Here is a 26,507-nt window from a genome sequence, read left to right as displayed (position 1 = left end):
ACGGGTGACTCAGCCGGCTCGATCCCCGAAAGTCCTGCTGTTGTCGACGTCTGACACCGACCTCATCACGGCCCGCGCCTGTGGCGCCGGCTACCGGTGGGCCAATCCGTCGCGGCTGATCGACGGCGAACTCGACGAACTCGCCGGTGGCGCCGACATCGTGGTGGTCCGCATTCTGGGCGGCTACCGCGCCTGGCAGGACGGCATCGACACGCTGGAGGCCAGCGGTGTGCCGACGATCGTGGTCAGCGGTGAGCAGTCCCCGGACGCCGAGCTGATGGGCCATTCCACGACGCCGGCCGGTGTCGCGCTGCAGTCCCACGTCTACCTGGCCAACGGCGGTGTCGACAACATGCGGCAACTTCATGCGTTCCTCTGCGACACGCTGTTGATGACCGGGTACGGCTTCGCACCGCCGGTCACCACACCCAACTGGGGCGTCCTCGAGCATCCGTCCGACGGTGCCGAGGGCCCCATCGTCGCGGTGCTGTACTACCGCGCCCAGCATCTCGCCGGAAACACCGGCTATGTCGAGGCGCTGTGCCGGGCGATCGACGACGCAGGCGGACGGCCACTGCCCGTGTTCTGCGCGTCATTGCGCACCGCTGACACCGAGTTGCTGGAGTTGCTCGGCACCGCCGACGCATTGGTGACCACTGTGCTGGCCGCCGGCGGGTCGACCCCGGCCAGCGTCTCGGCCGGTGGCAACGACGACACCTGGAATGTCGCGCATCTGGCCGCGCTCGACGTCCCGATCCTGCAAGGGCTGTGTCTTACCAGTTCGCGCTCGCAATGGCAGGACAACGACGACGGTTTGTCGCCACTCGACGTCGCGACCCAGGTCGCCGTCCCGGAGTTCGACGGCCGCATCATCACGGTCCCGTTCTCGTTCAAGGAGATTGACGACGAGGGCCTCATCTCCTATGTCGCCGACCCGGAACGCTGTGCCCGGGTCGCGGGTCTTGCGGTGCGCCACGCGCGGCTACGCGGAATCGCAGCTCCTCAGAAAAAGGTGGCACTGGTGTTTTCGGCCTATCCCACCAAACACGCGCGCATCGGCAATGCCGTCGGCCTCGACACGCCGGCCAGTGCGATCGCGTTATTGCGTGCGATGCGCGAACGCGGTTACCGGATCGACGACATTCCCGGCTTGGACGCGAGCGATGGGGACGCCTTGATCCACGCGTTGATCGAGCGCGGCGGTCAGGACGCCGACTGGCTGACCGACGGTCAGCTCGCCGGCAATCCGATCCGCTTGCCCGCCAAGGAGTATCGGGAGTGGTTTGCCACGCTGCCCGCCGAACTCACCGACGCGATGGTCGAACACTGGGGCCCGCCGCCCGGCGAGTTGTTCGTCGACCGCAGTCACGATCCCGACGGCGAGATCGTGATCGCGGCGATGCAGGCGGGCAACGTGGTGCTGATGGTCCAGCCGCCACGGGGTTTCGGAGAGAACCCGGTCGCGATCTACCACGATCCCGATCTACCGCCCAGTCACCACTATCTGGCCGCCTACCGCTGGCTCGACGTCATGTTCGGCGCGGACGCTGTCGTGCACCTCGGCAAGCACGGCAACCTCGAATGGCTGCCGGGTAAGACGCTGGGCATGTCGTCGTCATGCGGCACCGACGCCGCGCTCGGAGATCTGCCGCTGATCTACCCCTTCCTGGTCAACGATCCGGGGGAGGGCACGCAGGCCAAACGCCGCGCCCACGCCACGCTCGTGGACCACCTGATTCCGCCGATGGCCAGGGCCGAAACCTATGGCGACATCGCGCGTCTGGAACAACTGCTCGACGAGCACGCCAACATCGCGGCGCTCGACCCCGGCAAGCTGCCCGCCATCCGGCAGCAGATCTGGACGCTCATGCGGGCCGCCAAGATGGATCACGACCTCGGGCTCGAGGACCGGCCCGACGAGGACTCGTTCGACGACATGCTGCTCCACGTCGACGGCTGGCTGTGCGAGATCAAGGACGTCCAGATCCGCGACGGACTGCACATCCTGGGTGAAAAGCCCACGGGTGAGGCTGAAATCGACCTGGTGCTCGCGATCCTGCGCGCGCGCCAGCTGTTCGGCGGCGAACAGAGCGTGCCCGGACTTCGACAGGCCCTCGGCCTGGCCGAGGACGGCCACGACGAACGCGCCGCGGTCGACAGCGCCGAGGCGCAGGCCCGTGCACTCGTTGTGGCACTTGCGGACTCGGGATGGAATCCCGGCGCCGTTGACGCCATCACCGACAACGCCGACGTCGCGGCGATCCTGCGCTTCGCGGCCACCGAGGTGGTGCCACGGCTGGCGGGCACCGAGGCCGAGATCCCGCAGATCCTGCGCGCGCTCGACGGTCGCTTCACCCCGGCCGGTCCTTCGGGTTCACCACTGCGCGGCCTGGTCAACGTGCTGCCCACCGGCCGCAACTTCTACTCGGTCGACCCGAAGGCGGTGCCGTCGCGGCTGGCGTGGGAAACCGGTGTGGCTATGGCAGATTCGCTGCTGACCCGCTACCGAGAGGACCACGGCGACTGGCCTCGCTCGGTCGGGTTGTCGGTGTGGGGCACGTCGGCCATGCGCACTGCGGGCGACGACATCGCCGAAGTGCTGGCGCTGCTGGGGGTCCGGCCGGTATGGGACGACGCGTCGCGGCGCGTGGTGAACCTGGAACCGATCGGGCTGGATGAACTCGGCCGTCCGCGCATCGATGTCACCGTGCGTATCTCGGGCTTCTTCCGCGACGCCTTCCCGCATGTCGTCACGATGCTCGACGACGCGGTGCAACTCGTCGCGGGTCTCGACGAGGCCGCCGAGGACAACTACGTCCGCGCCCACTCGCAGGCGGATCTGGCTGAGCATGGCGACCAGAGACGTTCCACCACAAGAATATTCGGCTCCAAGCCGGGTACCTATGGCGCCGGTCTGCTGCAACTGATCGACAGCCGCAACTGGCGCGACGACGCGGACCTGGCGGAGGTCTACACCGCATGGGGCGGTTTCGCCTACGGCCGCGGTTTGGACGGCAAGGCGGCGACCGACGACATGAACCAGAACTACCGTCGCATCGCGGTCGCAGCCAAGAACACCGACACCCGCGAGCACGACATCGCCGACTCCGACGACTACTTCCAGTACCACGGTGGCATGGTCGCGACGGTCCGCGCGTTGACCGGAAAGGCGCCCGCCGCCTACATCGGCGACAACACCCGGCCCGACGCCGTTCGCACCCGGACCCTTTCGGAGGAGACCGCCCGCGTGTTCCGCGCCCGCGTCGTCAACCCCCGGTGGATCAACGCGATGCGGCGACACGGGTACAAGGGCGCCTTCGAGATGGCTGCGACCGTCGACTATCTGTTCGGCTACGACGCGACCGCCGGCGTGATGGCCGACTGGATGTACGAGCGGCTGTCGGCCGAGTACGTCCTCGACGACGACAACCGCAAGTTCATGGCGGAGTCGAATCCGTGGGCCCTACACGGCATGGCCGAACGGCTGCTGGAGGCGGCGGGCCGCGGCATGTGGGCGCAGCCGGATCAGGCCACGCTCGACGGGCTGCGGCAGGTGCTACTGGAGACCGAAGGCGACCTCGAGGGCTGACGGCTACCTTTGGTCTCATGCCTACGACCTTTGCCGACATTGCGAAATCGGAATACGTCCTGCTGACCACGTTCACCAAAGACGGTCGACCCAAGCCCACCGCGGTCTGGGCGCCCCCGGACGGCGATCGTCTCCTCGTCATCACGCAGGAGAAGTCGTGGAAGGTCAAGCGCATTCGGAACACCCCGCGCGTGACGATCGCGGAATGCGACCGCAGCGGCAACCCGAAGGGTGAAGCGGTCGAGGCCGTGGCGAGGATCCTCGACAAATCGGCCAACGCCACCACCTACGACTTGATCGCAAAGCGCTACGGACTGCTGGGCAAGACGTTCAACGTCTTCTCGAAGCTGCGCGGTGGCATGAAGAACAACGTGACCATCGAACTGAAGGCGCCGTAGCCGGCGCATCGTTTCCACGGCACCGCCGGTGGGTATCCTTGTGCATCGTTTGGGCATCGAAGAACGGACCCCATGGCAGACACCTTTGAAGACATCGCACGGTCGAAGTACATGCTGCTGACCACCTACACCAAGGACGGCCGGCCGAAGCCGACGACCGTATGGGGCGTGTACGACGACGGCAAACTGCTCATATCGACCGACGACGGCTCGTGGAAGACCAAGCGCATCAACAACACGCCGCGGGTCACCATTCAGCGGGCCTACGCAATCGGCAACAAGCCGAAGGGCGAGCCGGTCGAGGCAGTGGCGCGGAATCTGCCCAAGTCCGAGAATCGACGCGTCTTCGACATGGTCACCAAGAAGTACTGGTGGCACGCGTGGTGGTGGATCCCGCAGGCGATCGTCCGCGGGGGCATCGACAAGGTGCACAGCGCCATCGAGGTGAAGCCCGTCTAGGGCCGGAACCCGGGGCGGTGTCCCGTACGTTGTCCAATGCATGGCGATGCGGCTGCTTGTTCTGTACTGGGTCATCGAGCTGGCGGTGATCGTCGCGCTGGTGTCGACGATCGGCTTCGGCTGGACGATGTTGCTGCTGCTCGGCACCTTCGTGGTCGGCATTGCACTGGCCGGATCCCAGGTCAAACGGCATTTCCGACGGCTGCGCTCCGGGATCGACCCGGCATCGATGCACGGGGCGGCGGCCGACAGCGTGCTGGTCGCGCTGGGCACCGTGCTCGTCGTCATCCCGGGTTTGGCCAGCTCCGTCATCGGCGCCCTCCTCCTGCTGCCGCCGACGCGGGCGGTCGCCCGTCCCATGGTGTCGGCCATGGCCGCGCGTCGCATGCCGCTGATCACCGTTCCGAGTGCTGCCGGTTACAGAGCACCGCGCGGTGATTACATTGACGGCGAGGTCATCGATGTCACCGACATCGAGCCTGCTGCCGTGGAGCGCAAACCCGACTAAGTGACGACCCTCCTCCTCAACGGCCGGGTGCACAGCCCGGCGATGCCCGACGCGTCCGCACTGGCGGTGCGCGACGGTGTCGTGGCATGGCTGGGCAGTGACGACGTGGGCCGCGCGCAGTATCCCGACGCGCGGATCGCCGATCTGGAAGGCGCCTTCGTCGCGCCGGCGTTCGTCGACAGCCACGTCCACCTCACCGCGACCGGACTGACCCTGATCGGGCTGGACCTGCGGCGCGCGACCTCGCTGGGGCACTGCCTGCAATTGCTCGGTGACTACGCCCGCGCCCACCCGACAGGTGCGGTGTGGGGGCATGGCTGGGATGAATCCCGCTGGCCCGAGCGAACCCCGCCGAGCACCGCCGATATCGATGAAGCGGTCGGCGACAGGTCGGCATACCTGGCCCGGGTCGACGTCCACTCCGCCGCCGCCTCGACCGCACTGCGCCGACTCGCCCCCGGTCTGGCCGGCGCGCGCGGTTTTTCTCGAGAACAGCCGCTGACCGCCGACGCACACCATGTGGTCCGCGCGGCCGCACGCGACGGGCTGACCACCGAGCAACGGCGGCGCGCGCAGCTGGCTGCCCTGGATGCCGCCGCCGCACTCGGCATCGTCGCGGTACACGAATGCGCGGGCCCGGAAATCGGTGGCCTCGACGACTGGAACGAGGTGCGTGGCATCGAGCACGGTGTCGAGGTCGTCGGCTACTGGGGTGAAGCGGTGCGCAGTGCCGCCGAAGCGCGAGATCTGATCGCGCGCACCGGCGCCCAGGGACTGGCCGGCGACCTGTTCGTCGACGGTGCGCTCGGCTCACGCACCGCGTGGCTGCACAGCCCCTACCGCGACGCGCCAGACTGCTGCGGCAACGCGTATCTGGATACCGACGCGATTGCGGCACACCTGCGCGCCTGCACGGAAGCGCGGATCACCGCGGGGTTCCACGTGATCGGCGACGCGGCCGTCGGCGCCGTGGTCGATGCGTTCGAGCGCGTCGTGGAACTCTTCGGCGCACCCGCGGTCGCCGCTTGCGGACACCGCCTCGAACACCTCGAAATGGTGACCGAGGATCAGGCGCACCGGCTCGGAGTGTGGGGCGTGCTCGCCAGCATGCAGCCCAATTTCGATGCGTTGTGGGGTGGCGAACACGGCATGTACGCCCAGCGCCTCGGGCCCGAGCGGTCAAGATCTCTGAACCCGTTTGCGCTGCTAGCATCCCAAGGCGTGCCACTCGCCTTCGGCTCCGACAGCCCCGTCACCAGCATGAATCCGTGGGCGACGATACGAGCGGCAACACAGCACCAGACTCCGGGTAGCGCACTGTCGGCGCGAGCCGCGTTTGCCGCGGCCACCCGCGGCGCATGGCGCGCCGCCGGCGTGCGGGACGGCGCGACCGGCACTCTGGTGCCCGGCGCCCCGGCAAGCTACGCCGTGTGGGATGCCGACGAGCTCGAGGTCAGCGCGCCCGCCGACGCGGTGCAGCGCTGGTCGACCGATGCACGCTCGCGCGTACCCGCGCTGCCTCGACTCGACGACGCAATGCCGCACTGCCGCCAAACCGTGCACCGAGGTGTCGTCATCCATGGCTGACGACGTGCGTCCCGCCGCCCTCGAGGACGATGTCGACGACGTGGCCGACGAACCGGTCGAGCGTCGTTCGCGCGCAAAGCGGTTCGGTCACGGTGTGATCGACCGCCTGCCCCAGCTCGGCGTCGTGATCGTCGGCGGTCTGGCGCTGTGCCTGAGCTTCCCGCCGTTCGGCTGGTGGTACCTGGCTTTCGTGGCGTTCGCGTTGCTGTCATGGGTGCTGACCCGCGAAACAACCACTGTCGCAGGTGGATTCGGCTACGGATTTCTTTTCGGGTTGACCTTCTACCTGCCGTTGCTGCCGTGGATCAGCGGGTTCGTCGGTCCGGTTCCGTGGCTGGCGCTGTGCATGCTCGAGGCACTTTTCCCCGCTCTGTTCGGCGCGCTGGCGGTCGCTGTCCGGCGGCTGCCGGGGTGGCCACTGTGGTTCGCGGGGCTGTGGGCCGCGCAGGAGTGGCTCAAGTCGACGGTGCCCTTCGGCGGGTTCCCGTGGGGCGTCGTGGCCTACAGCCAGACCGATGGGCCGCAGGTGTCACTCGCACAGGTGGGCGGCGCGCCGTTGCTGTCGTTCGCCGTCGTGCTGATCGGATTCAGCGTGGCCGCAATCACTCTCGAGATCGTGAAGTGGTGGCGGTCAGGCAGTACCAGGACCGCAAGGCCGCCTGCGGTGGTGATCCCCGGGGCATGCGTCACCGTCGTCCTGTTACTGACCGCGCTCACCTGGCCGCAAGTGCGGCACTCGGGCATGGGCGCGGATGACGAACAGCCGGTCACGGTAGCCGCGGTTCAGGGGAACGTGCCCAGACTCGGCCTGGAATTCAACGCCCAGCGGCGCGCGGTCCTGGACAACCACGTCCGAGAGACGGAACGGCTGGCCGACGATGTGCGCGCGGGCCGGGCGCAACAGCCGATGTTCGTCATCTGGCCGGAAAACTCCTCAGACATCGACCCGCTGGCCAACCCAGACGCGAACGCGGAGATCTCGGCGGCGGCGGACGCCATCGACGCACCGATCCTGGTCGGAAGTGTGGTGGCGGCGCCGGGTTACACCCGGGACAACCCGGTCTCGAACAATTCGGTCATCGTGTGGAACCCCGAGACCGGTCCGGACGAACGTCACGACAAAAAGATCGTCCAGCCGTTCGGCGAATACCTGCCCTGGCGCAGCTTCTTCCGCCTGCTGTCGCCATACGCCGACCGAGCCGGCTATTTCATCCCCGGCAGCGGCGACGGTGTGGTGCACGCCGCGGGCGTACCCATCGGGGTCGCCACGTGCTGGGAGGTGATCTTCGACCGCGCCACCCGCGAGTCGGTGCGCAGTGGGGCGCAGATCCTCGCCGTCCCCACCAACAACGCCACCTTCGACGAGGCGATGAGCCGACAGCAGCTCGCCTTCGCGCGATTGCGCGCCGTCGAACACGACCGCTACGTCGTTGTCGCCGGAACGACCGGTATCAGCGCGGTCATCGCGCCCGACGGACGTGAAATTGCCCGCACTGAGTTCTTCGAGCCCGCCTACCTCGACGCCCAGGTCAGGCTGAAGACCCAGCTCACAGCGGCGACCCGGTGGGGTCCGCTGGTCGAGGGCGTGCTGGCCGCAATCGGCGTTGGGGCTCTGATCGCCGCGATGCTGCACAATGGGAGTTTCGTCCGTCGGCTAGGAATGTCGACGAAAGGTAGAGGAGCTAAATGACGACGGGCCCGGGCCCCGGGGATCGCCCAAGTCAGCGCACGCTGGTCATCATCCCCACGTACAACGAGCGGGAAAACCTGCCGTTGATCGTCAAGCGCGTACAGGACGCGTGTCCCGACGTGCACATCCTCGTCGTCGATGACGGCAGCCCAGATGGCACCGGCGAGCTGGCCAACGAGTTCGCGCTCGCCGATCCTGACCGAGTGCATGTGATGAACCGTGCCGGCAAGGGTGGCCTCGGCGCGGCGTATCTCGCCGGCTTCGAGTGGGGCCTCGGGCGCGGTTACGGCGTTTTGGTCGAGATGGATGCCGACGGCAGCCATCCGCCCGAACAGCTGCACCGACTGCTCGACCGCATCGACAGCGGCGCCGACCTGGTGATCGGCTCGCGGTACGTCAAGGGTGGGGAAGTCCGCAACTGGCCGCGAAAGCGACTGGTTCTGTCCCGAACCGCCAACGGCTACTCGCGAATCCTGCTCGGTGTCGACATCCACGACATCACCGCCGGGTACCGCGCATACCGGCGCGAGGTGCTGGAGAAAATCGACCTGTCAACGGTCGACTCGAAGGGCTATTGCTTCCAGATCGACCTGACCTGGCGCACCATCAACAACGGGTTCGTCGTCGTCGAGGTGCCGATCACCTTCACCGAACGCGAGTTCGGCCAATCGAAGATGAGCGGTTCCAACATCCGCGAGGCGCTGTTCAAGGTCGCGGAGTGGGGTTTCCGCGGGCGTCTCGATCGCGCCCGCGGCCGTGGCGTGACGCGCTAGCTGTACTGCCCAGGCAGGTTGGTTGAGGAATTGTGACGACACGCTGTAGCGGTCGTTGATAGGTGAAGGCCTCCCGTCGTGGAGTGGAGCTGCTACCACTTCACCGCAACGATCAGGAGGCCTTCGTGGTCCACGCTAATGCTGTTTTGACTCCTCGCGGGCGTCTAATGCTGGCCCGTCGTGTCGTCGAGGAGGGCTGGCCCATCGTGCGGGCCGCTGAGCACTTCCACGTGTCATGGCGTACCGCGCAGCGGTGGGCATCGCGCTATGCGGCGATGGGTGCTGCCGGGATGACTGATCTCTCCAGCCGGCCGCATCACTGCCCCAATCGGACACCGGCGCCGGTGGTGCGCCGCATTGTGGAGTTGCGGTGGCGGCATCGTCTCTCACCCATGGCGATCGCTTCGCGGCTGTCGATGCCGGCTTCGACCGTGCACGCGGTGCTGGTGCGGTGTCGGCTGAACCGGTTGTCTCACATCGATATCCGTACCGGCGAGCCGATCCGCCGCTACGAGCACGGCCACCCCGGCGCGATGCTGCATGTCGATGTCAAGAAACTGGGCAACATCCCCGACGGCGGGGGTTGGCGGTTCGTCGGTCGAGCACGCGGCAAACGCAATCGCCATGGGACTTCTGAGGTCCGGCGCAATCACCGCTACCAACCGATCCTCGGGCATGCCTACGTGCACACGGTGATCGATGATCATTCCCGGGTCGCCTACGCCGAGATCCACGACGACGAAACCGCTCAGACCGCGATCGGGGTGCTGCGCCGGGCGGTGGGATGGTTTGGTACCCGCGGCGTCCATGTCGAGCAGGTGCTGTCGGACAACGGAGCCTGCTACAAGTCCTACGCATGGCGCGACGCCTGCGCGGACCTGCACATCGCGCACAAACGCACCCGCGCCTACCGTCCCCAGACCAACGGCAAAATAGAGCGCTTCCACCGCACCATGGCCGCCGAATGGGCCTTCGCCCGGCACTACCCCAACGAACGCACCCGCCGCTCAGCCCTATCGGCCTGGCTACATACCTACAATCACCACCGGCAACACTCGGCAATCGGCAAGGTCCCACCCATCACCCGGTTGACCAACCTGCCTGGGCAGTACAGCTAGCCGGCCCGAATCAGCCCCGGCGACGAGCCTTGATGATGTCGAGGCGCTCCTTGAGCAGTTCCTCGAGTTCGTCGACCGAGCGGCGTTCCAGGAGCATGTCCCAGTGGGTACGCGGCGGCTTGACCTTCTTGGGCTCTGGCGCGTCGCCCTCGACGAGGGTGCCCTCCATACCGTTGCGGCACAGCCAGGTGTGGGGGATTTCGGCGTCGTCGGCGAACGGGACGTCGAACTCCTCGCCGTTGTCGGTGCGGTAGCGAGCCACCTGACGCGGTGCAAGATCGTGGTTACGGTCGGTCTCGTAGCTCACGGCACCGAGACGACTACCCCTCAAGACGCGATCAGCCATGGTCAACACTCCTCAGTTAATGCAAGTTGTCCGGAGAATCAACGCAGCGGCACGACACGCAGTTCCCGACTCGGCCTTTGATGATACCGGGATTCCTGCGTCGGCCGGTTTACAGTCGGCTCCGTGGTTCCCGGGACATTGAAAAACCGCCGACGTTCTCAACCATGTCGCTGGTGCGGGCGCGAAGTCGCCGATGCCGGGCTGGGCCGACGCAGGCAGTACTGCAGGCAGTCGTGTCGTCAGCGGGCCTACGAACAGCGCTCCGTCGTCAGGGGCACCTCACTCGCGCCCGATGCGGTGGTGCTGACCGCCGACGAGGCCGCGGAGCTCGCCGACCGCGTGTACCAGGTTAGATGCGCCGCCGAAGACATATCGACCGCCGTTGCAGAGGGTGCGGACGGCACCGAGTTGCGGCAACTGTGCGACGCGCTGATGCGTGCGGCCAAGGCGGCCGACGGCTGGCGTTAGTTTCGAACCTTCTCGGCGGCCTGCTCGTCGTTACGATGACCTGCAAACCTCCCGATGGGACCCGCCGTGACCTTGTCAACACCTGAGTCTTCATCGTCTCTGCCCACCTCGACCGGCGTGTGGAGGTTCGGCCAATTCGTGCTGGACACCCAGCGCTATGAACTGCGATGCGGCGGACAGTTGATCCGCGTCGAACCCCAGGTGTTCGATGTGTTGACCCAATTGGTGAGCAACGCGCACCGATTCGTGTCGAAAGAAGAACTGTTCGATGCGGTGTGGGGCGGTCGCTTCGTCACCGAAGCCGCGTTGACGAGCCGCATCAAGGCCGTCCGCCGCGCACTGGGTGACGACGGTGAGTCGCAGCGTTTCATCCGAACCGTGCGCGGCCGCGGCTATCAGTTCGTCGGCACGCTCACCACCGACGAACCGCCGGCACCCGCGCCGCAGGAGATCGCGGTACCCGATGAACCACCGCCGCCCCGACAGCACATCGCGTTCTGCAAGGCCGCCGACGGCATACGGCTGGCCTATGCGGTGGCGGGGGAGGGCCCGCCGCTCGTGCGGGCAGCGAACTGGATGACCCACCTCGGGTACGACATCGAAAGCCCGGTATGGAAGCACTGGGTGCGCGATCTGTCGAACAACCGCCAATTCATTCGCTACGACGAGCGTGGATGCGGGTTATCCGATTGGGATGCAACAGATTTCACATTCGATGACTGGGTCACCGACTTGGAGTCGGTCGTGGAGGCGCTTGGCCTGACGCGCTTTCCGCTTCTGGGCGTCTCACAGGGCGGTGCAGTTGCGGTGGCCTACGCGGCCCGTCATCCCGAGAAAGTCAGCCGCCTGGTGCTGTGCAGCGCTTACGCGCAGGGCCGTGCAGTTCGCGCGTCCGGCGAGGACGAAAAACGGGCCGCGGCACTCGATCTCGAACTCGCCCGAGTCGGTTGGGGTCGTGACGATCCGGCGTTCCGGCAGGTCTTTGCCGCTCAGTTCATTCCCGACGGCACCCGCGCCGACTGGGCTGCCTTCGATCAATTGCAGCGGCGCACCACGTCGCCCGAGAACGCGGTGCGGTTCCTCGAGGAGTTCGCGCGCATCGATGTGCGCGACCTCGCGCGCGAGGTCTCCTGCCCGACGCTGATCATGCACTCGCGTGACGATCACCGGGTTCCGTTGCGCTTCGGTGAGGAACTGGCGTCGCTGATTCCGGATTCCCGCCTCGTCGCGCTGTCGAGCAACAACCACCTGCTGACCGCAACCGAGCCGGCGTGGCAGGTGTTCCGGGCCGAGATCGACGAGTTTCTGGCCGGATGAATCAGCTGCCGGACAGATCTCCACCCAATCTCCATGCATTCTTCATGTAACGCCGGTCGCGGAGATCCATGCTGGTCACATGAAGAAAATCACTCGCACACTGCTCGTGGGTATCAGCGCACTCGTCGCGCTCGGCACCCTCTCCGCCTGCTCGGGCGGATCATCCAATCAAGCGACCTCCTCATCGGAGACGCCGACCACGGCCACTACCACCGCCGCGCCGACCGCTTTCCCGGCCTCGGGACGCTACATCGCGGATATGACCGCGCCCGACGGCAAGACGATGACTATCGGCATTTCCGTCGACGGAGACCAGGTTGCGGCCTACGCCTGCAACGGAACCGACGACGAAGCGTGGTTCTTCGGCAACCAGGCCGACGGCAAGATCGACATCAAGTCGAGGTTCCGCGACACCCTCAACGCGAAGTTCGACGGTGCCAACGTCGAAGGCGACCTGAACATGAACGGCGTGGCGTATCAATTCACGGCTGCCCCGGTGTCCGGTGAAGCGGGCATGTACACCGCCGAGCTGGACGGCATCCGGGCCTCCTGGGTCGTCCGCGAGGACGGATCGGCGATCGGCGTGCAGTTCGGCACCAGCAGCGTCGGTGACATCACGCAAGCGGAGATTCAGCAGCTCAACGACGCGCAGTTCCGCGCCGAGGTGCGCAATAAGCGACAACTGCAGCAGGCCCAACAGATCACCCGGCTGTCCAACGGCAAGATGAGCTCGAAGATCAACGGCCAAGACGTGACGCCGACCCTGGTCAACGGAAGTTTCCGGCTCGGCTGACATCTCAAAGTCGTTGTCAGTCAACGGCCCTGCCAGTGTGCCAATCACATCGGCAGGGCCGATGTCTTTGCATCAGCCAGAATCAAAACCTACTGGCCCCAAGGTGGCGTGCGTAGCGTCGACGTACCGTGACCAGTCCTGCCAAGCTCGCGGCGCCGATAGCGCCCGACCCCGCCGCGAATGCCCGGTGGCAGCTGCGCAAATGGGGCTTGATCCGGCTGGCCTCCCCGATCGTGATCATCGCGTTGTGGCAGCTGGGCAGCGCGCTGGGGCTCATACCCCAGGACGTGCTGCCCGCACCTTCGTTGATCGCCGAGGCCGGCATCGAGGTGCTGCAGAACGGACAGCTGACCGATGCACTGCGGGTTTCCGGTATCCGAGTAGTCGAAGGACTCCTGCTCGGCGGAATTCTGGGCGTTGCGTTGGGAACCGCCGTCGGACTGTCCCGCTGGTTCGAGGCGACGGTCGACCCACCGATGCAGATGGTCCGGGCATTGCCACACCTCGGCCTGATTCCGCTGTTTATTCTCTGGTTCGGTATCGGCGAGCTTCCCAAGGTGTTGCTGGTGGCGCTCGGGGTGAGTTTTCCGCTGTATCTGAACACCTTCTCGGCGATCCGCCAGGTGGATCCTAAGCTTTTCGAAACGGCTCAGGTACTCGGCTTCTCGTTCTGGCAACGGTTCCGCACCATCATCGTGCCCAGCGCCGCACCCCAGGTGCTGGTCGGCTTGCGGCAGTCGCTGGCCATCGCATGGTTGACGCTGATCGTGGCTGAACAGATCAACGCCGACAAGGGAATCGGCTTTCTGATCAACAACGCTCGCGACTTTCTGAGGATCGACATCATCATCTTCGGACTGATCGTCTACGCACTGCTGGGCATCGGCACCGACGCCATCGTCCGGGCACTGGAACGACGAGCATTGAGGTACCGCACATGACAATGACGGCATCACGAACAACCCACATCGCAGGCGAACTGCGCGACGTGAACAAGTGGTACGGCGATCACCATGTCCTGACCGATATTTCGGTGCGCGTCGACAGCGGCGAGATCGTCGCGCTGATCGGACGGAGCGGCTCCGGCAAGTCGACGGTGCTTCGCGTCCTGGCCGGCCTGTCGACCGATCACACCGGTCATCGCGCTGTGGTCGGAGCGCCTGCACTGGCCTTCCAGGAACCCCGCCTGTTTCCGTGGCGCGACGTGCGCACCAACGTGGCGTACGGTCTCACCCGCAGCCGGCTGCCGCGGGCGCAGGTACTGGCCAGCGCCGATCGGGCGCTGGCCGACGTCGGGCTGAGCGACTGGGCCGACGCGTGGCCCCTGACACTGTCCGGCGGTCAGGCGCAACGCGTTTCGCTGGCGCGGGCACTGGTGGCCGAACCCGAACTGCTGCTGCTCGACGAGCCCTTCGGCGCGCTCGACGCGTTGACCCGGTTGAGCATGCGGGCGCTACTGCTCGATTTGTGGCGCGAGCACCGGTTCGGTGTGCTTCTCGTGACGCACGACGTGGACGAGGCCGTCGCGCTCGCCGATCGGGTGGTGGTCCTCGAGGACGGCGAAGTCATCCACACCCTCGAGATCGACGATCCACGGCAATCGACGAATTCCGAGCACTACCGTGCAGAGCTGCTCGATCAGCTCGGTGTGCGCGGCTGATACGAAAAGGGATCTCTATGCGAAAACTCGCTGTTGTCACTGCACTACTCGCGGTGCTCCTCGCGGGATGTGTCTCTCGCCAGGACAGCTCCGGCCCCTCCGAAGCGCCTGAAACGGTTGCGCTTTCGGAACTGTCGGACCTGACGCTCAACGTCGGCGATCAGAAGGGCGGCACCGAATCACTGCTGCGTGCCGCAGGGGCGCTGGACAATTTGCCGTACAAGATCGCGTTCTCCACATTCACGTCTGGCCCACCTCAGATCGAGGCGGCCACAGCGGGCAAGATCGACTTCGCGATCACCGGTAACACGCCGCCGATCTTCGGTGCGGCGTCGAACGCGAAGGTGAAGGTCGTATCCGCCTACGACGGCAGCGGCAGGGGAGACAAGCTACTCGTCCACGCCGATTCGCCGATCCGCGCGGTATCCGACCTGCGCGGCAGGAAGATCGCCGTGGGCAAGGGCAGCTCGGCTCACGGCAACGTGTTGGCTCAGCTGCAGCGTGCCGGTCTTTCGCCGTCCGACGTCGAGCTCGTGTTTCTGCAGCCCGCCGACGCTCTTGGCGCGTTCAGGCAACAGCAGGTCGATGCGTGGGCGATCTGGGACCCCTACACCGCGCAGGCCGAGGCCGACATCCCAGTACGCAGCATCGCCGAAGCCGCCGGCGTCACGAACGGCGCCGGTTTCGGGATCGCATCCGATGCCGCACTTGCCGATCCGAAACGCAACACCGCGCTGAGCGACTTGCTCGTGCGGTACGCCAAGGCAACGCGATGGGCGCAGGACAACCCTGATGAATGGGCGGCGAGTTATGCGGCCGCGGTCGGCCTGGATCCGGCGGTCGCGGCCGCTGCACAGGGCCGAAGCCTGCGACTACCCACCGATCTCTCTGACCAGCTCGTCGCGTCCGAACAAGAACTGGCCGATCTGTTCGCTGAATCCAACCAGATCTCCGACAAACCGGAATTCAAGAACTGGGTGGATACCCGATACAGCGAATCGCTTGCGCCGCTTTACCTCGACCGAAATTAGGAGCAATATGACCGCCCAGCCCACAGGCACAGCGCAAGCCGAATCGCCATCTCCGACGGCCCCAGCCGAATCGCCATCTCCGACGGCGAAGTTCTTCTGGTTCCTGCCCACCAACGGCGACAGCAGATCCATCGTCGGCGCATCGCACGCGTCGTCACACCACACCGTGCCCGCCAACTACCGGGCACCATCACGCAGGTATCTCGCGGAGGTGGCCCGCGCCGCGGATCGCCTCGGGTTCGAAGGTGTGCTGACCCCGACCGGAACCTGGTGCGAGGACGCGTGGTTGACGGCGTCGGCCCTGCTCGCCGAAACCGAACGGCTGAAGTTCCTGGTCGCATTCCGGCCCGGGCTGGTTCCCCCGACGCTGGCAGCGCAGCAGGCCGCGACCCTTCAAAGGTTTTCCGAGGGACGGGTGCTGCTCAACATCGTCAGCGGCGGCGACGACGTCGAGCAGCGCCGCTTCGGCGACTGGCTGGGCCACGACGAACGCTATGCCCGCACGGGGGAGTTCCTGCACATTGTCAACACGTTGTGGCGTCAGGACTCACTCGATTTCGAGGGCAGGCACTACACAATCAAGGACGCGCGGGTATCGGCAGCACCGGATCCGTTGCCGCAGATTTACTTTGGCGGCTCGTCGGCCGCCGCACTGCCGATCGCCGCCGAGTACGTCGACGTGTACCTGACGTGGGGTGAGCCGCCACAGGCTGCGGCGGCCAAGATCGAGCAGGTGCGCAAGCTCGCCGAGGCGCGAGGACGCAAGGTGCGCTTCGGCATCCGCTTGCACACCATCAGCCGCGACACCGCTGCGGCGGCGTGGGGGGTTGCTGACGAGCTGCTCGCCGAACTGAGTCCTGAACAGATCGCCAAACAGACTGAGCTGCACGCCAAGTCGGAGTCCGAAGGTCAACGCCGGATGACCGCTCTGCATGGTGGCCGGGTGGACAATCTGGAGATCTACCCCAACCTGTGGGCCGGTGTCGGCCTGGTTCGCGGCGGGGCGGGCACGGCGCTGGTCGGCAGCCATGAAGAGGTCGCGAACCTGATTTACGAGTACCACTCGGTCGGGTTCGATGAGTTCATCCTGTCCGGCTATCCGCATCTCGAGGAGGCCTACTGGTTCGCCGAGGGCGTGCTTCCGCTGTTGAAACACAAGGGCGTCGCATAAGGGTCGACTGCGAGCCGAGCTTTTGCCTCCGCGCCGGTAGTTAGGTAAACCTGACTCGTGGACGAATGGTTCGAGCGCAGCCCATTCGTCGGCTTCGCGCCGTGGATTGTCTATTGGGTCGTCGCCGATGGTCCGAGCACGTGGATGTTCGGGGCGATCTGCGCGGTGATCTCGGCGCTGTTCCTGGGCATCTCCGCGGGCCGGGGAGGCGCGCGCATGCTCGATGTGGTGACGGTGGTGTTCTTCGTCGGGGTCACCGTCGCCGGCATGGCCGTCGGCGCCGAGGACCGCGACTGGATGGACACCTACGCGACCACGTTGTCCGGCGGAGTTCTTGCGGTGATGGCCGTCGTATCACTGGCGTTCGTACCCTTCACCCAGCAGTACGCACCGCCGTCAGCGCCGCGACACGACTGGGAGAAAGCGGCGTTCCGCAGGACCAACCAGGTGCTGACGCTGATGTGGGCTCTCGTGTTCGCGCTCATCGCGGTGCTGGGATACGTCGCCGTCGCGGCGCCGGTCACGGTCAGCTGGACCAAGGCCGTCATCCCGGCGGTTGTGATCGTCGGCGCCATCGGCATGACCCAGATCTATCCAGACCGGGCGCGGGCCAAAGCCGAACCCCGCGACTGAGCTTCCGCGCTATTATCTGCATATGAATGCAGATAAGCAGGTCTGCGGACGGCGGCTTGCCGATGACCAGGCCGACCTCGTCGTCGAGGTATTCCGGATGCTGGCCGATGCCACCCGTGTTCAGCTGCTATGGGCATTGGCCGATCGTGAGATGTCGGTCAACGACCTCGCGTCGCGGGTCGCCAAACCGGCGCCGTCGGTGTCTCAGCACCTCGCCAAACTCCGGATGGCGCATTTGGTGCGCACGCGCCGCGAGGGCACCCAGGTGTTCTACCGGCTCGAAAACGATCACGTCCGACAACTCGTCACCGATGCGGTGCACAACGCCGAGCACGCGACGGGCGGGGTCCCCGCACATCACCTGGACGAAAGCGAAGTGCGCGTCCTGCACGAGAAAGGTGTTGGGTAGTGGGGGTCGGACATTCCCACGACCACACAGATCGCGTCGACGATGCGCTGCGAGACAGCGCCGCGGGCATCCGCGCGGTCAAGATCAGTCTGGTGATCCTCGGCACGACCGCGGCGGCGCAGCTGATCGTCGTCGCGGTATCGGGTTCAGTCGCCCTGTTCGCCGACACCGTGCACAACTTCGCCGATGCGCTGACCGCCGTGCCGTTGTGGATCGCGTTCGCGATGAGCCGACGTCCGGCCACGCGCCGATTCACGTACGGATTCGGGCGCGTGGAGGATCTGGCGCGCCTGTTCGTGGTGACGGCCATCGCCGCGTCCGCGCTCGTTGCCGCCGTCCAAGCCGTTCGTCGGCTCGTGGACCCGGTGCCACTGAACCATCTGAGCTGGGTGGTCGCCGCGGGCATCATCGGATTCATCGGCAACGAGGTCGTGGCGGTGTACCGCATCAGGGTGGGCCGCCGGATCGGATCGGCGGCGCTGCGTGCGGACGGAATGCACGCCCGCGCAGACGGTTTGACCTCACTGGCCGTGGTGGCGGGCGCGGTGGGCGTGTGGCTGGGCTTTCCCCTCGCGGACCCGATCGTCGGTTTGGTCATCGCAGGCGCGATCGGGGTCGTGCTGGTGATCGCGGCCCGGGACGTTTTCGGCCGGTTGTTGGACCGCATCGATCCTGGATATCTGGACACCGCGCGCACGGTGTTGTCGCGGCAGCCGGGCGTGCGGGAAGTCCGGCGCGTCAGGATGCGGTGGGTCGGGCATCGGCTGGAAGCAGACACCGAGCTCGACGTCGACCCGTCACTGAGCCTGGCCGACGCGCACGCAGTTGCCCACGCCGCAGAACATGAACTGGCACATGCCATTCCGAAGATCGGCTCGGTGGTCGTACACGCCTATCCGGCTCACGAGCCGATCGTCAACAGCTGAACCTCTCGCCGATCTGCGGCGGAGCAGTGGCCGGCTGCAGGCAACCGAACGGTTCGATACCCGCGTCGCTGAACCTGACCGCCGTGTCGTGCGCGCGGTTGGCGCAGTACAGACCGACGGTGTCGACGCGGCACTGGTAGTCGCCGAAGCCCAGCGCCCGGCCGTAGGGCAGTTCGGGCCCGGTTCCCGCAGTGAACCTGCCGGGGTCGCCGCGCACAGATCCGACCTCGACACTCTGGCCGTCGAAGTCGACCCAGCCGCCCTTCCACTCGCCGTACGCGTCCTCCGGCTTCGGCGGCGGGTTGACGAGGTCGACCAAACACGCCAGGGCACCATCGGCGTATTTGGAGTCGGTCATGCAGTTGGTCTTGCCCGACGGTGTGACGAACGCGACGTCCGCGCCGAGATCGGTGGTCGCCCCGTCACGTACCGCAGTGTGGTACTCCGCGGCGTCGGCCGTCTCACCCGCCTCGATCCAGGCGATGACGTCGGCCACCGGCGCGCCGGGGTCCGGCGGTTTGACGGGTGCCGTGGTCGTCGTGGTGGTAGTCGACGATGGCCTGCTGGTGTTGGGCGGTATCGGGGTGATTCGTTCGGCCCCGCCATCTGTCGAGGATGAACACCCCGCCACCAGTATCAAGATCGCGATCAGCCCAGTGAGTCGCATACCGGCCAGGCTAGCGGGCCGACTCGCCGACACCGTCCAGGCGCGGCGGCGGACAGCATTCGCTAACGTCGGGTGATGCACGAACACACGGTCCGCGCAACCATCGCCTCCGGCATCGTTGAGGGCTTCACGCGCGACGGCGTGAACCGCTGGCGTGCGATCCCGTACGCCAGCCCGCCGGTCGGTCGGTTGCGCCTGCGCGCGCCGCAACCCGTCCAGGCCTGGCCGGGCGTGCGGTACTGCCACGGAGTCGGCTACTGCGCACCCCAGCAGCGCATGTACACCCTTCTCGCGCCGGGCAAATACCAGCCGATGAGCGAGGACTGCCTGACGCTCAACGTGGTGGCGCCGAAGAGGCTGCCGGAAGACCCGTTGCCCGTCATGGTGTTCATCCACGGCGGCGGTTATTTCATGGGCAGCTCGGCGACGCCGATCTACGACGGTGCGGCGTTGGCACGCCAGGGTTGCATCTACGTATCGGTCAACTACCGGCTGGGACCCCTGGGATGTCTTGACCTGTCGTCGTTGTCCAACGGCAGCCACACCTTCGACGACAACCTCTACCTGCGAGACCTGGTGATGGCCTTGAGCTGGGTGCGCGAAAACATCGCGGTCTTCGGCGGCGACCCGGAGAAGGTGACGATCTTCGGCGAGAGTGCCGGTGCCCACGCAGTGGCCACGCTGCTGGCCGTCCCCGCCGCTAAAGGCCTTTTCGCCCAAGCGATTTCCGAAAGCCCGGCCGCCGGAATGGTGCGCACGCCGGATATCGCAGCGGACTACGCGGCAAAATTCGCCGAGCTGGTCGACCCGAACGAGCCCGACGGCGCGGCAGCCGTGATGGCGGCCCGGCCGACGGAGCTCGTGACCGCGTTCGAACGGCTCATCGTCGCGGGCCAGCGCGAAATGCTCGGCGCCTTCGCGGCAGGCCCCACCAGCGGCTCCGAGTACCTACCGCTGGACCCCGTCGAGGCGATGCGCGAAGGGCATGCCCACAGCGTGCCGCTCATCGTCGGCACCAACGCCGACGAGGCCCGGCTGTTCGGCCGGTTCCTCAAGCTGTTGCCGATGACGGAGCCCATGATCGAGCGACTGCTCTCCGGAACCGAACCCGCTGAACGTGAACGCATTACGTCCGCCTACCCCGGCTACCCGGACTCGGCGGCGTGTATCCAGTTCGGCGGGGATTTCGCGTTCGGGTCGGCGGCGTGGCAGATCGCCGAGGCGCACAGCAGACACGCGCCGACGTACCTGTACCGCTACGACTATGCGCCCCGGACGTTGCGATGGTCGGGCCTTGGCGCCACGCATGCGACAGAGTTGCTCGCGGTGTTCGACGTGTACCGAACGGCTTTCGGGAAGCTGCTCACCGCCGCCGCGGATCGCAAGACGGCATTGCGCGTCAGCGACGACATACAGCAGCGCTGGCGCGCGTTCGCCCAGACCGGGGTACCCGGCACCGGATGGCCTACCTACGCGGAGCCAGAGCGGGCAGTGTGGGTTTTCGACAGCCGGCCGCGCGTCGAATTCGATCCGCATGCCGATCGCCGCCAGGCGTGGGAGGGCTTCACGCTGGCGGGCCGCTGAATCCGTAGCAGTGCCTGAAATCGCTGCGCATCCAACCGGGAATGTGGTTGCGTGAATCCCGTGGCTCACCCCCTGGATCCGCTCAGCGGCGACGAATTCACGGCGGTCGCGTCGATCTTGCAACGCGAACACGGTGTCGGCACCGGAACCGAAGGGTCCGCGACGTCCGGCCCGGGCTGGCGTTACGCGTCCATCGAACTGATCGAACCCAGCAAGGCCGCACTGCGCGAGTTCGACAACGGGGGAGCGGCCCCGCCCCGCCGCGCGCGGGTGACCTGTTTCGAACGAGCGGCCAACGCGACCTACAAGAGCACGGTGTCGCTGACCGACGACCGGGTGGAGTCGTTCGAACACATTCCCGGGGTGCAGGCCAACTTCACTGTCGACGAATTCGCCGAGTGCGATCGGCTGCTGCGCACTCACCCCGACGTCGCGGCCGCACTGAACAAGCGCGGTATCACCGACATCGACCTGGTCTTCTTCGATACCTGGACCTACGGCAATGCGGTCGCGCCCCCGGAGTACCGCGACCGGCGGATCGGCTGGTCGGACACCTGGCTGAGAGATTCGGCAGGCGGCAGCCCCTATGCGAATCTCGTCAGCGGACTGCACTGCGTCATCGACCTCAACGCAATGGAACTATTACGCGTCGAGGACACCGGTGAGGTCGAGAAGCCCGACGTGATGGGCGAATACGTGCCGAGCATGATCCCCGATGCGGTGCGTTCGGCCTCGCGCCGGGAGCCGCTCAAGCCGCTGCACATCGAGCAACCCGAGGGCCCGTCGTTCACCCTTGACGGCAACCTGCTGCAGTGGCAGAACTGGTCGCTTCGCGTCGGCTTCAATCACCGAGAGGGGATGACGCTGCACACCGTCAGATACCGCGACGGCGACCGGGAACGCTCTGTGGCACACCGGATATCGCTTGCCGAGATGATCGTGCCCTACCGCGATTCGTCGGTGGACCACTATCGACGGACCGCCTTCGACATCGGCGAGTGGGGTCTGGGGTTCATGACCACATCGCTCGAGCTGGGCTGCGACTGCCTCGGCGAGATCCGCTATCTGGACGCGGTGCTGCACAACAGCAGGGGCGAGCCGTACACGATCACCAACGCCATCTGCATCCACGAAGAGGACAACGCGGTGCTGTGGAAGCACGTTGACCACACCATCGGCGCCGAGGTGCGCCGGATGCGCAGGCTCACGGTGTCGTCGCATGTGACCGTCGCCAACTACGAATACCTGATCTACTGGAGGCTCTACCAGGACGGCAACATCGAGTGCGAAATCCGAGCCACCGGAATCATGGTCACCACGCCGGTGGCTCCCGGTCAGCAGCACCCCAACGGCACGCTCGTCGACGAGCGCACCTATGCGCCGTACCACCAGCACTTCCTGGTCGCGCGACTCGACATGGACATCGACGGCACCGATAACACCGTCGTCATGACGGAGTCTCACGCCGAACCGATGGGACCGGACAACCCGTACGGACTCTCACTCGTGACGCGCAATATCCCGTTGCGCACCGAGAGCCAGGGCAAGCAGGACGTCAACTACGCGACCCAGCGCGCCTGGAAGATCGTCAACCCCAACGTCGTCAACGGCATCGGCACGCACCCCTCGTACAAGCTCGTACCCGGCGGGGCGATCCCGCCGATGTTCGACCCCGACTCCCCGGTGATCGAACGTGCCAGTGTCATCGGCCATACTCTGTGGGTGACCCCGAACCATCCCGACGAACGTTGGCCTGCTGGCGAATTCGTCAATCAGTCGTCGACGGACACCGGCCTGGCCAAATGGACGCTGGCCAACCGTTCGATCGACAACACCGACGTCGTGATGTGGTACGTGTTCGGTATCCACCACATCACCCGGCCTGAGGATTGGCCGGTGATGCCCGTCGACATCGTGTCGTTCTGGCTCAAGCCGTTCGGCTTCTTCGATCGCAATCCATCCCTTGATGTCGTGGGAACACCGCCCGACATGTGCCACACCTCGTCGACCAGTGCGCACCACTGACGTCATGGAGCGGCCGTCCGATCTGACGGCCGCGTGGCTGAGCGACGCGCTCGCCACCCCGGTCACGGATTTCACGTTCGAGCGCATCGGCACCGGGCAGATGAGCGAGTGCTATCGCGTCGAGTTGACCCGCGCGTCCGGGAACGACGGGCCGTCGTCGGTCGTGTTGAAGGTGGCGGCAACCGACCCCGCGAGCAGGCAGACCGGCCTGGCACTCGGGCTCTACGAGCGCGAGGTGCGCTTCTACACCGACATCGCGCCCAACCTCGGCGGCGGGCCGGTGGCGACCTGCTATTCCGCCGGCTTCGATCCTGAGACCGGTACCTTCCACCTGTTGCTCGGTGATGCCGCGCCCGCCGTCGTCGGCGACGAACTGCGCGGCGCGACAACCGAACAGGCGATGCTCGCACTAGCCGAGCTGGCCCGGCTGCACGCACCGGCGTTCGGCGACGCATCGATGGCGCAGGCCGACTGGCTCAATCGCGATGCGCCGATGAACCAGGGTTTGATCGCTACGCTGTATGCCGGCTTCCTCGACCGGTACGGCGATCGGATCGCGCCCGAGCATCGTGAGGTGTGCGAGCGGCTCGTCGGCAGCTTCGACGCATATCTGGCGGCTGAGAGCGCCCCCGACCGGCTGATGGGCCTGGTGCACGGCGACTACCGGTTGGACAACATGCTCTTCGGTCAGCCGGAGGCAGACCGGCCGTTGACGGTCGTGGACTGGCAGACGGTCACCTGGGGCCCGGCCATGACGGACGTCGCCTACTTCCTCGGGTGCGCGCTGCCAAGCGATCTCCGCCGCGAACACTATGACGCGCTCCTGCGGGCGTACCACGACGCTCTGGGTGCCGACACCCGAGTCAGTCTCGACAAGGTACGTGACGGCGTGCGGCGGCAGAGTTTCTTCGGCGTGATGATGGCGATAGTGAGCTCGATGCTCGTCGCGCAGACCGAACGTGGCGACGAGATGTTCATGACGATGTTGTCGCGGCACGGCGACCACGTCCTCGACACCGGGGCGCTGGACATGTTGCCAGACCCCTCCGAAGCCCCTGCGGCGCAACCGCTAACGCCTGATCCCGCAGATGAGCATGCCCACGCCGCGGGCGACGAGCCGCTGTGGAGCGAGAGCTGGTACTTCGACTTCGCCGACCCGCGGCAGGGCATCGGCGGCTGGGTGCGGCTGGGGCTGATGCCCAACGAGAACACCACCTGGGTGAACGCGCTGCTGTGCGGTCCGGACATGCCGACCATCGCGCTGCTGGATTTCGAGAACACCGGAGCCATCGACCTGGTCCTGGAGGCGGCCGAACCGCTGCAGACCTACACGGTGACGGTGCGGGGTAGGGCGCAGGCGTACGACGACCCGTCCGCGCTCCTACATGGTCAGCCGGGCAGGCCCGTCGAGGCCGCGATGGAGTTGACCTGGACGACCGTCGGCGTGCCGTACCAATACCGGATCACCCCGCGATACGAGATCCCGTGCGCGGTGTCGGGCACGGTGACCGTCGACGGCCGCGAGTACGCGCTAAACGCCGTGCCGGGCCAACGCGATCACTCCTGGGGAGTGCGCGACTGGTGGTCCATGGACTGGGTCTGGAGCGCACTGCATTTCGACGACGGCACCCACGCCCACGGTGTCGATCTCCGGATACCGGGCGCCCCGCCCATCGGTATCGGCTACACCCAACGGCGGGGCGAGCCGCTGGTCGAACTGCAGGGCGTCCGTGCGGAGGCGACGTTCGCGGGCAACGATCTGCCGGCCACGACCACGATCACGTACACGCCGGGTGACCTCGTCGCGACCATCGACATCCGTGGACACGCTCCGGTCCTACTGACGTCACCCGACGGGCGGATCAGCCACTTCCCGCGTGCGTGGGCGACGGTCACCACCGCCGACGGGCGCACCGGAGTCGGCTGGGTCGAATGGAACCGCAACCAGTCGCCCCGCTGAAACGGCCGCGAGCGGCCGTGTCTGTACGCCGACACGCCGTGCACTGCGGGCATTTTGGGGTCGCTCGCGGCCGATGAGTAGCCGCTCAGCGCGGGCCGTACATGACGATCCCGACCCCGACCAGCGACACGACGGCACCTGTCACATCCCAACGGTCGGGCCGGAAGCCGTCGGCGAGCATGCCCCATGCCAGCGACCCCGCGATGAACACGCCGCCGTATGCGGCAAGCACCCTGCCGAAATGTGGGTCGGACTGAAACGCTGCGACGAACCCGTACGCACCCAACGCGATGACGCCGGCTCCGATCCAGGTGAGCCCGCGGTGCTCCCTGACGCCGTGCCACACCAGCCACGCACCGCCGATCTCCAGCACCGCGGCGAGGACGAACAGCGCAACCGATTTCAGCACCATCACGTCTATCAGCGTGTCGCGAGCGACCGCAAAATGTACGCACGACACGGCGTGTCGACGTGCAAACACGGTCACTCACGCGGATTGTCAGCCGCTCAAGTGGGCGCTGCCGTCGCTGAGGTCGTCACGGTTCAGCCCCATCGGCGTGGCCGCGGGCACATCGCCGGCGGCGACCACTTTCCGGGTGATGGGCGTCAGGCCGCGGAAGAGTGTCTCGACCTCGTCGTCGGATAGCGCGTCGAGTGCCGTGAGCGCCAGTGCGTCGGTGGTGTCCTCGATGCGCTGTTTGAGTTCGCGACCCCGTGGGCTCAGCTCGTCGTGCTCGTCGAGCAGCCCGCGCCGCAACAATCTGTAGCGATGCTGGGCCCATTGATCGTCGTCGTAGTCGCGGCTACGCATGATCATTTCCTTCGGTACCCGGCCGGCCACCGCGTGCAGGACGTTGCATTCGCGGCCGGATACGCCGAGGGACGTCAACACGGCCACGTGCCCGTCACCGCGCTGTTCGCGCAGCAGCGTCACGGCATGCCATAACTTGGCCAGCGGTTCGTCGGGCCAGTCGAGTGCCAGGTTGGCTGCGAACAGCGGGCGGCCGTCAAGGGGAGCGGTGCGCGCAGCCTTGGCGGCGAGGTCGGCGACCGTGGCCAGATCGTCGTCGGTGCCGACGCCGTAACGGCGCAGCGCGTCGACCGCCGATTGTTCGCGCGCCCGCAGGGCGTCGGCCGGCGGGGCGATGTCCCACGCCGCGGGCAACGCCTTCGCCACGCGTTGCGGGGCGAAGTTGTAGAAGGTCGCCGTCACCATCTCGGCAGGCACCACACCGAACGGCGCCGAGCGGGCGGCGAAGTATCCCATCCAGAAACCTCGATATCCGAGCCCATCCAGAGCGTTGCGAGCCTCCGGGGCGAAGTACGTCACGGCGTGTACCGGTTCGAGTCGGTCGAAGAAGCGCCGCGCGAGTGTGGGGTCCCTGTCCATGACCA

The 26,507-nt window shown here is 66.4% G+C and carries 25 protein-coding genes; 21 read left to right on the top strand and 4 right to left on the bottom strand.

What is annotated here, in order from left to right; all coding sequences use genetic code 11:
• The first annotated feature begins 4 nt into the window (after nt 1-4).
• The 8 genes from cobN to G6N36_RS04975 all read left to right on the top strand — a co-directional run bounded on the left by cobN (nt 5) and on the right by G6N36_RS04975 (nt 10,122).
• Entirely contained in the window at nt 5-3,589 is a 3,585-nt protein-coding gene (gene cobN, locus G6N36_RS05010; RefSeq protein ID WP_163685469.1) for a cobaltochelatase subunit CobN, read from the top strand.
• A gap of 17 nt (nt 3,590-3,606) precedes the next feature.
• Entirely contained in the window at nt 3,607-3,987 is a 381-nt protein-coding gene (locus G6N36_RS05005; protein WP_163685467.1) for a PPOX class F420-dependent oxidoreductase, read from the top strand.
• 72 nt (nt 3,988-4,059) lie between these two features.
• Nucleotides 4,060-4,446, top strand: a complete 387-nt coding sequence (locus tag G6N36_RS05000; RefSeq protein ID WP_163685465.1) for a PPOX class F420-dependent oxidoreductase — start codon at nt 4,060-4,062, stop codon at nt 4,444-4,446.
• Between the two features lie 40 nt (nt 4,447-4,486).
• The gene (locus G6N36_RS04995; protein ID WP_163685464.1) at nt 4,487-4,954 is read left to right on the top strand and encodes an FxsA family protein; all 468 of its coding nucleotides are present in this window, start codon (nt 4,487-4,489) and stop codon (nt 4,952-4,954) included.
• Nucleotides 4,955-6,541 carry an amidohydrolase gene (locus G6N36_RS04990; RefSeq protein ID WP_163685462.1) on the top strand — a complete coding sequence of 529 codons (1,587 nt, stop codon included), beginning with the start codon at nt 4,955-4,957 and terminating at the stop codon, nt 6,539-6,541. It abuts the gene before it with no gap.
• The gene (gene lnt, locus G6N36_RS04985) at nt 6,534-8,231 is read left to right on the top strand and encodes an apolipoprotein N-acyltransferase (protein WP_163685459.1); all 1,698 of its coding nucleotides are present in this window, start codon (nt 6,534-6,536) and stop codon (nt 8,229-8,231) included. The genes G6N36_RS04990 and lnt overlap by 8 nt, the downstream gene beginning before the upstream one ends.
• Nucleotides 8,228-9,004 (top strand): polyprenol monophosphomannose synthase, encoded by a 777-nt coding sequence (locus G6N36_RS04980; RefSeq protein WP_163685457.1) that lies wholly within the window; start codon nt 8,228-8,230, stop codon nt 9,002-9,004. Before lnt ends, G6N36_RS04980 begins: the two co-directional genes overlap by 4 nt.
• Nucleotides 9,005-9,129: 125 nt before the next feature.
• Complete coding sequence (locus tag G6N36_RS04975) at nt 9,130-10,122, top strand: IS481 family transposase (RefSeq protein ID WP_163685455.1); 993 nt, start codon at nt 9,130-9,132, stop codon at nt 10,120-10,122.
• A 10-nt stretch (nt 10,123-10,132) separates the two neighbouring features.
• On the opposite strand, the gene G6N36_RS04970 is transcribed toward G6N36_RS04975, so the two are convergent.
• The gene (locus G6N36_RS04970; protein ID WP_163685453.1) at nt 10,133-10,468 is read right to left on the bottom strand and encodes an RNA polymerase-binding protein RbpA; all 336 of its coding nucleotides are present in this window, start codon (nt 10,466-10,468) and stop codon (nt 10,133-10,135) included.
• Between the two features lie 138 nt (nt 10,469-10,606).
• On the opposite strand from G6N36_RS04970, the gene G6N36_RS04965 reads away from it, so the two are divergent.
• The 10 genes from G6N36_RS04965 (at nt 10,607) to G6N36_RS04920 (ending at nt 18,876) form a co-directional block, all read left to right on the top strand.
• Nucleotides 10,607-10,936, top strand: coding sequence for a hypothetical protein (locus G6N36_RS04965; RefSeq protein ID WP_163690435.1), 330 nt, complete (start codon nt 10,607-10,609; stop codon nt 10,934-10,936).
• 54 nt (nt 10,937-10,990) lie between these two features.
• On the top strand, nt 10,991-12,253 hold the full coding sequence (locus G6N36_RS04960) for an alpha/beta hydrolase (protein ID WP_163685450.1): 1,263 nt from the start codon (nt 10,991-10,993) through the stop codon (nt 12,251-12,253).
• Between the two features lie 79 nt (nt 12,254-12,332).
• The gene (locus tag G6N36_RS04955; protein ID WP_163685449.1) at nt 12,333-13,046 is read left to right on the top strand and encodes a hypothetical protein; all 714 of its coding nucleotides are present in this window, start codon (nt 12,333-12,335) and stop codon (nt 13,044-13,046) included.
• Nucleotides 13,047-13,174: 128 nt separating this feature from the next.
• A complete protein-coding gene (locus G6N36_RS04950; RefSeq protein WP_372512385.1) occupies nt 13,175-13,987 on the top strand; it encodes an ABC transporter permease in 813 nt (270 codons plus the stop codon).
• A complete protein-coding gene (locus G6N36_RS04945) occupies nt 13,984-14,706 on the top strand; it encodes an ABC transporter ATP-binding protein (RefSeq protein WP_163685446.1) in 723 nt (240 codons plus the stop codon). Before G6N36_RS04950 ends, G6N36_RS04945 begins: the two co-directional genes overlap by 4 nt.
• A gap of 17 nt (nt 14,707-14,723) precedes the next feature.
• Nucleotides 14,724-15,737 (top strand): ABC transporter substrate-binding protein, encoded by a 1,014-nt coding sequence (locus G6N36_RS04940; protein ID WP_163685445.1) that lies wholly within the window; start codon nt 14,724-14,726, stop codon nt 15,735-15,737.
• A gap of 7 nt (nt 15,738-15,744) precedes the next feature.
• On the top strand, nt 15,745-16,908 hold the full coding sequence (locus G6N36_RS04935; RefSeq protein ID WP_235689973.1) for an LLM class flavin-dependent oxidoreductase: 1,164 nt from the start codon (nt 15,745-15,747) through the stop codon (nt 16,906-16,908).
• A 57-nt stretch (nt 16,909-16,965) separates the two neighbouring features.
• Nucleotides 16,966-17,541: a hypothetical protein gene (locus G6N36_RS04930; RefSeq protein ID WP_163685442.1), complete on the top strand. Its 576-nt coding sequence runs from the start codon at nt 16,966-16,968 to the stop codon at nt 17,539-17,541.
• Between the two features lie 22 nt (nt 17,542-17,563).
• Nucleotides 17,564-17,950, top strand: coding sequence for an ArsR/SmtB family transcription factor (locus G6N36_RS04925; protein ID WP_163685440.1), 387 nt, complete (start codon nt 17,564-17,566; stop codon nt 17,948-17,950).
• Nucleotides 17,950-18,876: a cation diffusion facilitator family transporter gene (locus G6N36_RS04920; RefSeq protein WP_163685438.1), complete on the top strand. Its 927-nt coding sequence runs from the start codon at nt 17,950-17,952 to the stop codon at nt 18,874-18,876. The genes G6N36_RS04925 and G6N36_RS04920 overlap by 1 nt, the downstream gene beginning before the upstream one ends.
• On the opposite strand, the gene G6N36_RS04915 is transcribed toward G6N36_RS04920, so the two are convergent.
• Complete coding sequence (locus G6N36_RS04915) at nt 18,866-19,543, bottom strand: hypothetical protein (protein ID WP_163685437.1); 678 nt, start codon at nt 19,541-19,543, stop codon at nt 18,866-18,868. The genes G6N36_RS04920 and G6N36_RS04915 overlap by 11 nt on opposite strands.
• Before the next feature lie 75 nt (nt 19,544-19,618).
• On the opposite strand from G6N36_RS04915, the gene G6N36_RS04910 reads away from it, so the two are divergent.
• Genes G6N36_RS04910 through G6N36_RS04900 form a run of 3 tightly spaced genes read left to right on the top strand, consistent with a single transcriptional unit; the run spans nt 19,619 to nt 25,112 of the window.
• Nucleotides 19,619-21,127 (top strand): carboxylesterase/lipase family protein, encoded by a 1,509-nt coding sequence (locus G6N36_RS04910; protein WP_163685435.1) that lies wholly within the window; start codon nt 19,619-19,621, stop codon nt 21,125-21,127.
• Between the two features lie 60 nt (nt 21,128-21,187).
• On the top strand, nt 21,188-23,152 hold the full coding sequence (locus tag G6N36_RS04905; protein WP_163690428.1) for a primary-amine oxidase: 1,965 nt from the start codon (nt 21,188-21,190) through the stop codon (nt 23,150-23,152).
• A 4-nt stretch (nt 23,153-23,156) separates the two neighbouring features.
• Nucleotides 23,157-25,112, top strand: a complete 1,956-nt coding sequence (locus G6N36_RS04900; RefSeq protein ID WP_235690234.1) for a DUF7064 domain-containing protein — start codon at nt 23,157-23,159, stop codon at nt 25,110-25,112.
• A gap of 85 nt (nt 25,113-25,197) precedes the next feature.
• On the opposite strand, the gene G6N36_RS04895 is transcribed toward G6N36_RS04900, so the two are convergent.
• Nucleotides 25,198-25,524: a YnfA family protein gene (locus G6N36_RS04895; RefSeq protein ID WP_163690425.1), complete on the bottom strand. Its 327-nt coding sequence runs from the start codon at nt 25,522-25,524 to the stop codon at nt 25,198-25,200.
• A gap of 87 nt (nt 25,525-25,611) precedes the next feature.
• The gene (locus G6N36_RS04890; protein ID WP_163685431.1) at nt 25,612-26,502 is read right to left on the bottom strand and encodes an SCO6745 family protein; all 891 of its coding nucleotides are present in this window, start codon (nt 26,500-26,502) and stop codon (nt 25,612-25,614) included.
• Nucleotides 26,503-26,507: the final 5 nt, after the last annotated feature.

The organism is Mycolicibacterium gadium (genome assembly GCF_010728925.1).
Classification (GTDB): Bacteria; Actinomycetota; Actinomycetes; order Mycobacteriales; family Mycobacteriaceae; genus Mycobacterium; species Mycobacterium gadium.
Note: the sequence above shows the minus strand (reverse complement) of the source record. Positions and strands in the feature narration are given on the sequence as shown.